Source organism: Nitrospiraceae bacterium (assembly GCA_020632595.1).
Lineage (GTDB): Bacteria > Nitrospirota > Nitrospiria > Nitrospirales > UBA8639 > Nitrospira_E.
The window spans coordinates 96,890-109,597 of the sequence record JACKFF010000010.1; the positions used below are offsets into that span (position 1 = coordinate 96,890).

The 12,708-nt window shown below is 52.1% G+C and carries 9 protein-coding genes; 1 reads left to right on the top strand and 8 read right to left on the bottom strand.

The features are described 5' to 3' along the window. Positions 1-348 precede the first annotated feature (348 nt). The 4 genes from H6750_16240 to H6750_16255 all read right to left on the bottom strand — a co-directional run bounded on the left by H6750_16240 (position 349) and on the right by H6750_16255 (position 3,640). Positions 349-663, bottom strand: a complete 315-nt coding sequence (locus H6750_16240) for a Rieske 2Fe-2S domain-containing protein (protein ID MCB9775856.1) — start codon at positions 661-663, stop codon at positions 349-351. Positions 664-693: 30 nt separating this feature from the next. Beyond that, on the bottom strand, positions 694-1,590 hold the full coding sequence (locus H6750_16245; protein MCB9775857.1) for an Mrp/NBP35 family ATP-binding protein: 897 nt from the start codon (positions 1,588-1,590) through the stop codon (positions 694-696). 202 nt (positions 1,591-1,792) lie between these two features. Then, a complete protein-coding gene (locus H6750_16250; protein MCB9775858.1) occupies positions 1,793-1,996 on the bottom strand; it encodes a hypothetical protein in 204 nt (67 codons plus the stop codon). 264 nt (positions 1,997-2,260) lie between these two features. After that, positions 2,261-3,640 carry a sigma 54-interacting transcriptional regulator gene (locus H6750_16255; GenBank protein MCB9775859.1) on the bottom strand — a complete coding sequence of 460 codons (1,380 nt, stop codon included), beginning with the start codon at positions 3,638-3,640 and terminating at the stop codon, positions 2,261-2,263. Between the two features lie 383 nt (positions 3,641-4,023). Here H6750_16255 and H6750_16260 point away from each other — a divergent pair, with 383 nt between their 5' ends. Next, a complete protein-coding gene (locus H6750_16260; GenBank protein MCB9775860.1) occupies positions 4,024-4,797 on the top strand; it encodes a prolipoprotein diacylglyceryl transferase in 774 nt (257 codons plus the stop codon). A gap of 54 nt (positions 4,798-4,851) precedes the next feature. Here H6750_16260 and H6750_16265 read toward each other — a convergent pair whose 3' ends face one another. From H6750_16265 to H6750_16280, 4 genes are all read right to left on the bottom strand, one after another. Beyond that, complete coding sequence (locus H6750_16265; GenBank protein ID MCB9775861.1) at positions 4,852-5,301, bottom strand: tetratricopeptide repeat protein; 450 nt, start codon at positions 5,299-5,301, stop codon at positions 4,852-4,854. 35 nt (positions 5,302-5,336) lie between these two features. Further along, the gene (locus H6750_16270) at positions 5,337-8,780 is read right to left on the bottom strand and encodes a UvrD-helicase domain-containing protein (GenBank protein ID MCB9775862.1); all 3,444 of its coding nucleotides are present in this window, start codon (positions 8,778-8,780) and stop codon (positions 5,337-5,339) included. Then, the gene (locus H6750_16275; protein ID MCB9775863.1) at positions 8,773-12,024 is read right to left on the bottom strand and encodes an exodeoxyribonuclease V subunit gamma; all 3,252 of its coding nucleotides are present in this window, start codon (positions 12,022-12,024) and stop codon (positions 8,773-8,775) included. The genes H6750_16270 and H6750_16275 overlap by 8 nt, the downstream gene beginning before the upstream one ends. A 312-nt stretch (positions 12,025-12,336) precedes the next feature. Further along, a complete protein-coding gene (locus H6750_16280; protein MCB9775864.1) occupies positions 12,337-12,621 on the bottom strand; it encodes a thioredoxin family protein in 285 nt (94 codons plus the stop codon). Between the last annotated feature and the right edge of the window lie 87 nt (positions 12,622-12,708).

Sequence of the window (12,708 nt, forward strand, 5' to 3'; positions counted from 1 at the left end):
ACCACACAGTTAATGCCTCAATGTTATCAAGAACCCCAAGGGGATGCTATGCCTGATTGATTGTCATCAACAAATCATGCCACCGGAGATGAAATATGCTCTCTAAAAGGTAATACGGGGAAGGGAGAAAAACACCGGATGGTAGCCAGGACCGGACATTCGGGTGAACGGTCTGACCGGATCTGACTGAGTTAAGGTGGCATGAAAGATCGCATTGACTCACAAGGGGAATGTTACCCATGACAGAGATGTGGCCCGGACGGGCCTTGCTACAACCGGTCACTCTTCCCCCGTTTGTGATGCAGAATGACCGCTCATGACCACCGTGTCTCAACAAGATGGCCTTTTCTATGCCTGGGACAGATCGACTTTCACTTCTCCATCTTCAACGACGGTCGGGTAGGATCTCACATGACTGGAGGGATTCGTCAGGCAATGTCCGGTTTTCACATTGTACTCCCACCCATGCCAGGGGCAGGACACCGTTTCCCCTTCAACATCGCCCTCACCTAAAGGCCCCCCTCTATGGAGACAGGTGTTATCGATGACATGAAAGGCTCCATCCACTTTAAAAAGGGCCAGACATTTCTCACCGGCTTCCACCACCATTCCTTTTCCTTCTTCCACTTCATCTATTTTCGCGATACGCACTAACTCCGACATAGGTTCTCCTCAACATGAACATGCGTTCATTTAAGATTTCTTCAAGGGATCAGTAATTTTTTTAAGTAAACTGGAAATGGAGGGCGCAGCATCCCCGTTCCCTTTTTCCGCCTGTTCGATATTGGCCGTCAGGGCTTTGGCAATCTGAAGAAAGGCCTGGGCTTGGGGCGACGAGGGATCATTGCTGACAATTGGAGTACCTTTATCTCCCCCCTCCCGGATAGCCGGATCAATCGGAATTCGTCCTAAAAATGGGATCTCAAATTTCTGAGCGGCACGTTCCCCACCACCAGTCGAAAAAATTTCTGTCCGTTCGTGACAATGTCCACAAACAAAATAACTCATATTTTCAATCACCCCGAGCAACGGGACATTCACCTTTTTGAACATCGTCATGCCTTTCCTCACATCCTGCAGAGCCACTTCCTGCGGAGTGGTCACAGTAATCGCTCCGGTCAACGGCACTAATTGCGACAAGGTTAAAGGCACATCTCCAGTCCCAGGAGGCAAATCGATCAGCAAATAATCCAGTTCCCCCCAGACCACATCACGAAAAAATTGCTGGATCGCCGAATGAACCATGGGTCCACGCCACACCACGGGCGTGTCTTCCGGCACGAAAAATCCCATGGAAATCACTTTCACTCCCTGCCCCTCGGCAGGCAGAATTTTGTCCCCATCCTTTCCAGGCTCTTTTGACACCCCGATCATCAGAGGAATATTCGGTCCATACACATCCGCATCCATTAATCCTACCGCATAGCCTTGCTGCTTAAGCGCAACTGCCAGGTTTACGGTAACCGTGGATTTGCCGACTCCGCCTTTGCCACTGCTCACCGCAATGATGTGTTTCACGCCCGGCAATGGATTCCCTCCAGGTTGATTGGGTGGGGTCGCGGGACCGGGCGGGTTTTGTTCATCAGCCATTCAATAATCTCCTTATGTCACAGACACTCATAATAAATTTCACATATGCGACGCAGTAGGTCGCCACCTTTCTCGCCGCCCCATTAGACCATGAATCAAAGAGAACCCGAAACCCTCACAGACTTAAGAGGATTTCGGGTTTCTTACCACACCTGCACAATTGACTAGAGGGATACGAACAAAAAACGACGGGCAAAGACACCTACCCTAGTTGGGTGGCAAACTTTTTACGCGAACGCCCGATGAGGGGTTCATGGTGATGGCGGCGATTTTCAGAAATCACCGGATCCAAAATTTCCCCACAGGTAATACACCGCCAACCCGAAAAATATATGGCCCCGGATTCATCGGCCACATCACCGAACTTATCTTGAATCATTATTCCCTGACAACGCGGACAATCCATAACAAGCACTCCTTCTCACAGGAAAAAGAATAATAAAATCAATGCGCAATTAATCAAGGAGAAAAGCAAACCATGTGCCGTAATATATTCAGCACAAGCATTTGATAAATATAGAATTTATTTAAAACATCTTTCCTGAAATGTTTCATAATGGAACAAATGCAATTAAATCCCATGAATTAAATCTTCATAAATCATTGTAAACATAACACTTTAACACACATGGCACAATTAGGTAACAACATAAACCAAAATGAAACATTTTTACGTTGTTTGAGTTATTCCATATTGTTTGACCTTCCGCCACAAAGTCGATCGCCCAATTCCTAACTGTTGAGAAGCGTCCTTCAGCCGCCAACCTGATTTTTCCAACGCCCGGCAAATGGCTTGTCGCTCCAAGGCTTCCAGTGATTCGGAATCCGTCCATTCCCGATGCTCCCAACAATACCGATGGAGGTCGGCTGGAAGATGCTCAAATTGAATCGTATCCCCTTCGCAGCACACAAAGGCATGCTCGATCATATTCTGCAATTCCCTGATATTGCCGGGAAACGGGTACCGGCTGAGCGCCGTTAAACATTGCGGGGACAAGCTGACAATATGCTTACCCATTTCGCGGTTGAATTTTTCGAGAAAGTGATTCACGAGCAGGGGAATATCCCCCGTTCGCTCGCGTAGGGGGGGCAGCACAATCGGAATCACCCGTATACGAAAATACAAATCCTCCCGAAACCGTCCCTGCTGAACAGCTTCTTCCAGATTCCGATTCGTGGCCGCGATTACTCTCACATCCACCGTGATCGTGTCATTGGATCCAACCCGCTCAAACTGCCCCCTCTCAAGAACTCCCAATAATTTCACTTGGGTGGCGACACTCATCTCCCCGATTTCATCAAGAAAAATCGTGCCACCATTCGCAATTTCAAACCGGCCCGGTTTATCAAAATACGCGTTGGTAAAGGCTCCTTTGACATGACCGAATATTTCACTCTCCAGAATGCCCTCAGATAGACTTGAGCAATTCACCACGACGAAAGGGGCATGCTTTCTCGGACTGTGGGCGTGTAACGCACAGGCAATTAATTCCTTGCCCGTTCCACTTTCTCCGGTGATGAGAACGGAGGATTTCGAAGCGGCGATGATCGGCAATTTGGCCATAATGTCCTGCATGCGAGGACACCGACCAACCATGTTATCCAGCTTGGTCTGCTCTCCCAGCCGATGTTTGAGCTCCGACACCTCTTCCACCTTGGCACTTAACTCGCGAACCAGCGAAATATCACGAATGACTTCGATTAACCCGATCAGCTTGCCTTCCTTATCCAATAAAAAGTCGGTATTAATGCTCACCGGAATATGGACGCCATCACGTCGACGAACCATCGCTTCAAAATTCGACACCCGCTCTCCCTGAAGCGCCCGCTCCAGGACACATTCCTTCGTCGAGCAGATATTACTCTGGATCAGGACATCACAGGCTAGGAGTGTCCCCGCCGCATCGACGTTGTACCCCAGCATCTTCTGCATCGCCCGATTCAAAAAGGTCACACGTTTCTGCAGATCAATCGTAATCACGCCGTCACTAATGCAATCCAGAATGATTTCGGCACCGTTTGAACGAGACGATGATCCCATTTCACCCATGACGTCTACGCCTCTCGTTACAATATCGACTTTCAATTACCGCCAATATCTCTTTTCTTTCATCCGCATTTATGGTAGGTAGATGCTGTGATGTCTTCCAAACCACATGACCCGACCCGTTTCCTGTTAGTGTAAGGCAACCCTATTCTGCTCCACAAACCCTTGCCGATAGCCATTTTGTCACTTTCCAAAAAGAACACAGTTCTCCCATCGGGCTCGCCCCTGGTGATGCAGGTGGTACACCTTCTTCCCATTCGGCGACTCAATGAGGGAGCGCCTTTATATGGAGCACTAACGTCTTCCGGGCACCTCCGTCGTGAGGTAAGGCACGTTACCGGATGATGACCCTCGATCCTGTCTCCATTTTGGCGGACCTTGCGCGGATCCCCTACCCGGACATTGATCCGGTGTTTTTTCGTATCGGGCCCCTGGCTCTTCGATGGTATGGCCTCATGTACCTTCTGGGACTGGCAGGAGCCTATTGGCTCATCAAGTCCAGAGCCGCCACAAAGAATGTCTCTCTCCCACCACAACAATTATCCGATCTTATCGTCTATGCCGCCTTTGGCGTCTTTCTCGGGGGGCGATTGGGATATGTGTTGTTTTATAACCTTCCCTTTTATCTGGACCATCCCCTCAAAATTTTTGCGGTATGGGAAGGGGGAATGTCATTTCACGGCGGGCTGATCGGCACATGTATCGCGATCTGGATCTTTTGCAAAACCCGCGGATTTCCTGTTTGGCCCATCGCCGACTTAGCCGCAGGAGCGGCTCCGATCGGGTTGGGCTTTGGACGGATGGGGAATTTTATCAACGGAGAATTATTCGGGCGGCCGACCGATGTTGAATGGTGCATGGTGTTCCCCCATGGCGGCCCTGAGTGCCGACACCCCTCGCAACTCTATGAGGCAGGCTTGGAAGGCGTTGCACTCTTTGTTCTTTTATGGATCATCAACCGCCGATCCACCCCACCGGGAACCATGTTTTGGACCTTCATCTGCGGATATGGAGTCGCTCGCTTTATTGTAGAATTTTTCCGTGAACCCGATAGTCATTTAGGGTTTATTTTCCAGTGGATCACGATGGGTCAGTTACTCTGCATCCCGATGATTGCGGTCGGCGTCTTCATGATTCTTCGGGGCTACAAACGGGCATAGGCCTCAAATCCTCACGCTTTTTTATCCGATTCCGAGAAATCCACAAGCAGCTCGCTAAAAACCCCTACCCCCGCCGCCTGGAGTCGCTCCCCCGCCGAATCCCGGAATGACCGGAGCCGAGGTAGCCTGCGTAGGGGCATCGGGAACATTGCCATACCGTCGGAGCGGTGGGGAATTCCAAATCACTTTATTACCGGGAGCAAGGTTGGCAGCCTCAATAAAATGTTTCTTTGCGCCGGCTTGATCGCCCATTTTGTCCATGCACAAAGCGAGATTATAGTGTGCTTCCGCCAGATCGGCTTGTTGTTGGACAGCAACTTGAAATTGTTGTCGTGCCGCTTCCCACCGGCCTTCGTCAAAGAGGCGCTTGCCTTCGGTCATAACCTGCAACACTTGGGTATCCACATTTGGAGGAGGGGCCAAGGCTGTCAACGGCGCTGGTTTGTCGGATGCGCACCCTCCTGCCGCCATCATGATGAAATAGACCCCAACGCATACCTGCATCCTCCAATTCCTCATTGCTTCCTCCTTCTTGTCATCTATGGTTCGTGTTGAAACATATTTTCCTCGGTTTCTGCAGTCACCGTGACCACTTCACCGAGCCGAATAAAAAAGAGTTTACACCCTTTGACCGCAGGACCCAAGCATTGGCGAGCGGCCCGCGCATAGGCCTGCCCTTGTTCCCGATAAGTCTCTGCGCGCTGCCCCACCGTGCGAGAGGATACGTGATCCGTTTTATAATCGCCAACCCATATCTCCCCATCGATTTCATAGACCACATCCATCACCCCCTCCATCACCCGAGTCCGTGGCAAGTGCGACTCATGTGGCCCGACAGGCCATGGCACCGCAAACGGAACCTCCCGACCGAGAATAGTCGCCCTCTGCAATTCCCGATACCCCGTTGAACCGAGAAAGTGATCAAAGAGTGCTCCAAGTTCTCTGACCATCTCACGTTTGTCCAACTCCGACTGCCCTGGTAACTGGCGTTCGCAAAAATCGAGGAGCGCACATTGAACCATTTCATGCTCATTCTGAAAATTCCACCGTTGAAGCACCCGATGCATCAAAATCCCGAGACGCTGACCGGTCCCACGTGAACCTTGCCCCCTCTTTCCCCACTCCGGGGCCGATTTCGTCTGATGCAGCATGGAGGGATTGAGGTAGGCCTCAGCCTGACTGGTCTGTTGCCATCTTATTTCACGTGCGTCCCACTGGGGCGTCGCGATCATTACCTCACCGCTACCTTCTGGATCAGCATGGTGCTTTGGGGGGGGCCAGGATTTCAACACCGCGGGCGTCACGACGGTGTGAGGAATGCAGACTCCTCCCACCCGCACAATATCCAACTCCGGATTCCCGACCTCTTCTTCAACAATCCCCTGAATAAGACTTAAAAAACTCTCCCCACCCACTTTCGGAAGTATGCCCCCTGACAAGATTAAGCGCTCCCTGGCCCTGGTCATTCCCACATATAGCAGACGTCGCTGTTCGGCGGCTTCTCGAATCCGTTGCTTTTCCCACAGAGGCACCTGGCCTGCATTCCACACAGGTGGCAGCGTACAACCGTACAATCCGCTAATCCAGTCAAATGTAATCTGTGCCCCGCGCTCCAGTCCTGTGGCCTTCTGATGCAACCCGGGCAATATCACCACGGGGAATTCGAGGCCTTTGGCTTTATGAATCGTTAGGACACGGACCGCGTCCAACGTCTCTTCGGCCAAAGGGGCTTCCGGCTCTGAAGGATGGGTCATGAGGGAGTCGACCAAGCGCTCCACCCAGGCAGAAAACGAGAGAGAAGGCATGGCCGCCTGTTCACTCATAAGGTCACGAAGCTTCCAGACATTCACCACCGCCTGTTCACCATGGTTCGAGGCGGCGGCCAATTCCACAAGAGGAAGTTGTTGAAACAGGTGATCGAGCAATTCCGGAATAGGCAGTCGATGTGCCTGGGCATGAAGCCAGGCCAGTCGCTGGAACAGGCCCTGAATGACTGACTGTTGGGAACTCGCCCATGCACTAAGTTTCTGAGCCTGCCGGATATCCAACGGGCCAAGTTGCATCACATCCATAACCTCCCGATCCGTCAGCCCGCCTAACGAAGACCGGAGAATGCCCACAAGGGCCAGAGCGTCGGTGGGGTCATCCAGGACACGAAGCACATTCACCACATCAATCACTTCCTGACGCCGGTAAAAATGCCGCTCACCATCGGCCATGCAAGGAATGTTGTGGCGCTGCAAGGCTTCAAGATACACCTGCGCATTGGTAAATTTCCTTAACAACACCGCGATATGCCCGGGGCGCAAGGAGGTTCTCACTCCCTTCTCCATAATCCACTGGCTTCCCGGCAGCAATTGTTCTTCAATCCACCCCGCTAACCATTCGGCTTCCACCCGTGTGGCCCGCTCAGCATCCCATTCGTCTTCCCCTTGAGGATTGGCCATGACACAGATCTCCATTCCTGTCGAGCCGGAACCCGGCTCTCGCATCCGTCCAAACGCCATGGGGACATTGGGGGGTTGAACATTGGCTTGAGGAATGAATAACCGGTCAAACACGGCATTGACAGCTTCAAGAATGGCCCCATCACTTCGAAAATTGGTCAGAAGAGTACACACGATCCCTCCATCATGCGTCACTTTGTCCACGACCTGATCAAACGCCTCGATATCAGCTCGCCGAAAAGCATAGATCGATTGTTTGGGATCACCCACAATAAACAGCTTCCCCGGCATAAGCTGGATATCCCGCCAAAACTTCCCGCACTCATTTGGGCGCTCACCTAGATAAAGCAGAATTTCATATTGAACCGGATCCGTATCCTGAAACTCATCAACCATTATGGCCGCATAGCTCCGTTTCAATTGTTCTCTGACCATAGGATGATCCCGCAGAAGATCTCTGACCCGGATCAAGAGCCCATCAAATCGGATCCATCCCTTCGCCGAAAAACCCTGGCGAACTCGTTCGACAAACGGCCCAAGCACATGAAGGACCTTTCCCAACAGAACTTCATTGACCTGCAACAGCTGTTGCGCAGCTTGAACCGCCCGCCTGGCATCTTGAAAATCCGACGCATCCCACTCTACCGGGGCCTTGCCAATGATGGAATCAACCAGGGCTTTCTCCTCATCAGACAAAGGGAGGCTCATGGATGGCTCCCCATAGCCCACCCGATCAAATACGCGTTCAGCAAGAGATAAGAGCTTCTCAATTTTTCGGGGTTTGGCACGATCATATTGCGCCAGCAATGATCGGACCTGATGCTGTTTACGCTGTAGCCACTTCCGAAAGGCCGGAGAGGAACCTTCGGCACACACTTGCTGATCCAATTCAGAAATAGAAATCTGATCCTGACAGAGGGAGAAGGCAAAGGATCGAATCTCTTGCAAACCCATGTGACTGAGCAGGTCCTGCCACTGAGCATGTGCGGAACCTTGCGCACCTAATTCCTGTTCCAACCAGGCGTCCCACGCATCTTGAAAAGCCTCAAGAAATTGAGTCCCTTCATCCTCGTGAAAATGAGGATCGACCCTGGCTTCCAAGGGATACAGACGAAGGACATGAGCGGCAAAACTATGGAGCGTGGCAATTTGCGATTTCTCCAGATCACGCAAGGCGATCCGAACTTTTTCTCTCACATGCTCCGTGGACACCTGATAGCGTTGCTTGAATTCCTCCAGGGCGATGCCACCTGATCCCCCAATTCCAGGGTCCGCCTCACAATCAGCCAGTAGCCCATGCAACCGGTCGCGGAGCCGCGCTTTCATTTCATTAGCAGCTTTATTCGTGAAGGTCAGGGCCAGCATGTCCGTCAAACGTAAGGGGTGTGGCTCCCTCAGAAGCGCATGTATCAGTCGATTCACCAACAACGTCGTTTTGCCCGTCCCGGCTCCGGCCAGCACGACGACATTGCGATCAAACGTGGTTTCCGCCATGAGTCTCGCATCGGCATCGGGAAGAAGCTCGAGATTACTCATGGGTGGCCCGTTGCTTTCGTCCTTGCCGAAATTCTTTCGCCAGGGGAATTCCGTGCGCTCTCACCCACGACGGATGATGCTGCGACCGACAGGCCACCGACCACGGGCAGTCACGACAATAGGAACCGGGTAGAACAAAGAACTGTCCGGCGCGTATGCCTTCGATCCAACGACGAATGGCCCGCAATAATTGTTCACCTGTTGGCGTTATCCAGATCGAACTGTGAAACGATGAAAAGGTGAGAGGTGCAGGATGTAATGGACGGATAAACCGGAATTCCACGGCAAGACTCGCAGAATGTGGCGCCATCATTTCTTTGGAATGCTCTCCAGAATGGCCGGATGGGCTTAAGGAAGACATCAGAGAATATAAAGGAGGTTGTAACCGGCGACCACGCAGGGCTTCATTGACGAGATCGGGCTCATCTGTTCGAGGCGGCAATCCACCCGAAAATTTATAATCCACAATACGAGTCCTCGGGCCATCGGACTGTCGGTCCACGCGATCCACTCGTCCATGAATCTTCAGCACGGTCGAGCCTCCCGGCACCTCGCTGACAATTTCACCCTCGGCTCCGATCTCACAATCCACCGGTACCATGGTCTGATCGACGTACTCCTGTTGATCATGCTCGATCATCGCACATACCACAGCACCTAATTGCGTCTTCATTTTTTCCCACAGGACCACATACCCTTTTCCATAGTGCGTCGCATATGTATCGCACACCTGATCAATAATCGAGACGACCAGAGAAGAGAGATGAACGGGCTCTATTGGGGAGACCGGCCATTTATGATCGATAAGATAGCGATAGACGTGCCGAAGAATGGCATGCCCCAACTCCCCCCAAACCCGACCTGGCATTTCCCGCGAAATGGGCTCTCGTACATTCCGTGTACGCAGAGCATGTTCCATCCAATACCGGAAAGGGCATTGGGCATAGCGTTCCAATGCTGTCGGTGACAACCCCCGGGACAAGAGCTCCTGCCAATGAGCGCCTTCCACGGCCATGATCCCATCAAACGATCCCGCGCCTGTGGACGTTTTTTCAAGAGCAGCCACCGCTTTGAGTCCATGGCGAAACAATTCCCACCAGAACGATGGCTCCCTAGAATCTATTTGGATCGACCGCCCCTGAAGCAGATACCGCAGGCGCGTTTCCTGTCCGGTCTCTTCACCCGGAGAAAAGTATGGAATCCTTACCCGCTCAGCCAGACGCAACGGCACACTGATCTCCGACCCGGAACAGTCCGGCACCTCTTTCATGCATTCCGTGAGGAGAGGAGACGGCAGCAGCGGACGCCCTTTGTGATCAGCACGTTGATAAATAAGATACACCCGGTCACGAGCTGCGTGTCGAAGCAACGCAAATAAGAGAGCTTCTTCATCAAACCCATTCATTTTTTCATCAATTTTATATCCAAGACTTTCCGCCAACACCCTTCGATCCCCGTCACGTAAAAATGCATCCTCCCGAACCACACGTGGAAAAACCCGATCATTCATTCCGAGAATAAACACGGTTCTAAAGGCATGGCCTCGCGCCGCCATCGCATCGAACACCTGCACCCCTAAGAGGCTTTGTCCCGGAATAGGCAGTCTTGTCCCTTCCAAGGCTCCGCGAAACACCTCCACCCATGCCCCCCACGTCACTGGAGTCCCGACCCGATCCAGTTGCTTTAACTGCGTCATGACCTGTTCAAATGCTTGTGCAAGACTTGTCGAATGGGCCTGATCCGGCTCTTCCATTTGAGAAGATGGCTCTTCTTGAAGCAAGGAAAGATGTCTATTCACGAGTGCTTCAAACGCGAGAGTCAGTTCACCAATCGAGCCTGATTCCGGAAGAGCCTGACAATCGGCCACCAGTCGACCCACGACGTCCGCGCACTGTTGTAACGCGACCGACGCCTCTTCCAGCGGCACTCCGACCTTCCGCTGCCAGTCACCAATGGCTTCCGGGTCATTCGCGACGGCTGCAAGACGTCCCCAATCTTCCCGACCTTGCATAACCCGCCAATGACGAATGGCCTGGCTCCAGATGTGCTTGTGTTCATAGGTGGAACGTCCGTTGACCGACAGGCATCGATAATAGGGAGAGGTCACGACATTCAGCAGTGCCTGCCAGGGATACCGCTCTTCTCTCAAGCCGGCAATCTGCCACCAAAGCTTGGCGACCGGCTCTTCCAACAGAGGCAGGGTCCCTGTGGTGCAGAAGGGAATGCGATGCTCCTCAAACACCCGCCGCAGAAATAGCCCATATGGCTCGAGTGTCCTGGCCACCACCCCGATTTCATGAAACGAATGCCCTGTCGTTTCCACCGCATGCAGAATGGCTTTGCAGGTAAACACCAGCTCCCCCTGGCTCCCAATCACATTTACCACCTGCACGGGGGGCGAGGCGCCCGTCCCGGTCATTAAGTCGAACGGTTCGTGCCTAACCTCAAGAGGTTGGTACACCACTCCGGCTTTCAATAAATGTCGATCGAGAAATCGTTGGGCAAATTGATAGGCAGGTTGATCGGTAAGCGGAAAAAACACCTTCACGGAATTCGTGCGTGCCACTTCTTCTAACAGCGAAAGCTGAACTTGCGTGATGTCGTAAAAACCGTAATAAAAAATCTTCGAGAGTCGGGCAACAAACGGCGACATTCCAACCCAGGGAATCACCGAACTGGCCAAATCTTCCGGCAATCCCACCCCTAATTGTCGGCTCAAATTCCCGATGGCCTGCTGTAGGTTCAGTAAGCCAGCGAGGCGAGTGCTCGCGATTTCATCGAACAGACCCTCTTCCACCGCATGGAGAGCCAGGTGTGGCTCAACTTGGGCTTCCAGTAAATCCCGAAGACTCCGCCATACGGCCTTTCTGAGACCTGCTGAACCTTGAAGGCCCGCAAAGGGTCCGACGGTCTGCCCGCTCTTTTCCAAAAGTACGGCTAGAAGATATTCATAGAAAAAGTCGCCGACGAGTTCTAAAGAAGACACCCCGGCTTTCAGCGAATCCAATTCCGCTTGCTCGACATGAAGATGGAGAGCGAACTGGTGGAATGTTAGAACATGGAGATCGAAGAGCGCACAGGAATGCTCGGCGCACAATAACCATTGGAGCCTCCTGCGCAAGGATCCAGAAGGCACAAGAATGGCGAGCGGCGCGCGGGAATCAGCCGATTTGATCTGCTGGACCGTTTCGACAAGAGCTGATTCGAGGTGAGGAAAGAATGGACCGCTGACAAGGGTAAACATCCGGACTTTTAGTTTCGATCGGAGGTAAGGCGAAAAGACCGATCCTGCCGATTGCTAGCCGGTTTCTGGTCCTATGAGTTCCCCATTACAATCAGGGCAACTCCAATCCCCGTCAATCAGGGACATGGGATCCCCACAGAAAGAACATTCCGGTGGAGGACCGGAAGGGACCCTGGGAAGGACGGGCAACTCAATATCTAATTCAATTTCGTCTTCGTCTTCATTAGGCATATGAAAACCCCGTTTATCTTACGCGGTCGTTATCTCCTCAGAATGTGTATGAGGAGTTGTTGTAGAGATGAAATCCTGAGATTAATCCTCAGTTTCCTCTTTTTTAGGTTTTGGCTTCGCCTTCGCTTGCAGCGCTTTCTCCGCGCTCTCCCGGGGTGGAACCCCGATAAAAGTCAACCGCCCATTGATCAGGGTTGCTGGCACGGCACGAATAGCATGTCGCTCCGCGAGTTCTTGACCGGCCTCCGATGTAATATCAATCTCCCGGTAACTAAAACTATATTTGACCCGCATGCCCTTCCACAGCGTTTTTGCATTTGGGCAGGCTGAACAGGATTTTGACACCAACAAGGTCACATTCGCCATTGCATTCACTCCTCCGTAATAAACTTCCCAATATGGTCATGTTAGCACTGACGAAAATAGGCGGGCAAGGTAAACCGAAAAAACCGC

What these genes read in the sequence shown, in the direction of transcription:
- H6750_16245 (MCB9775857.1), bottom strand. Translation starts at nt 1,590, where the DNA reads ATGGCTGATGAACAAAACCCGCCCGGTCCCGCGACCCCACCCAATCAA.
- H6750_16250 (MCB9775858.1), bottom strand. Translation starts at nt 1,996, where the DNA reads ATGGATTGTCCGCGTTGTCAGGGAATAATGATTCAAGATAAGTTCGGT.
- H6750_16255 (MCB9775859.1), bottom strand. Translation starts at nt 3,640, where the DNA reads ATGGGTGAAATGGGATCATCGTCTCGTTCAAACGGTGCCGAAATCATT.
- H6750_16280 (MCB9775864.1), bottom strand. Translation starts at nt 12,621, where the DNA reads ATGGCGAATGTGACCTTGTTGGTGTCAAAATCCTGTTCAGCCTGCCCA.
- H6750_16275 (MCB9775863.1), bottom strand. Translation starts at nt 12,024, where the DNA reads ATGTTTACCCTTGTCAGCGGTCCATTCTTTCCTCACCTCGAATCAGCT.
- H6750_16265 (MCB9775861.1), bottom strand. Translation starts at nt 5,301, where the DNA reads ATGCAGGTATGCGTTGGGGTCTATTTCATCATGATGGCGGCAGGAGGG.
- H6750_16270 (MCB9775862.1), bottom strand. Translation starts at nt 8,780, where the DNA reads ATGAGTAATCTCGAGCTTCTTCCCGATGCCGATGCGAGACTCATGGCG.
- H6750_16240 (MCB9775856.1), bottom strand. Translation starts at nt 663, where the DNA reads ATGTCGGAGTTAGTGCGTATCGCGAAAATAGATGAAGTGGAAGAAGGA.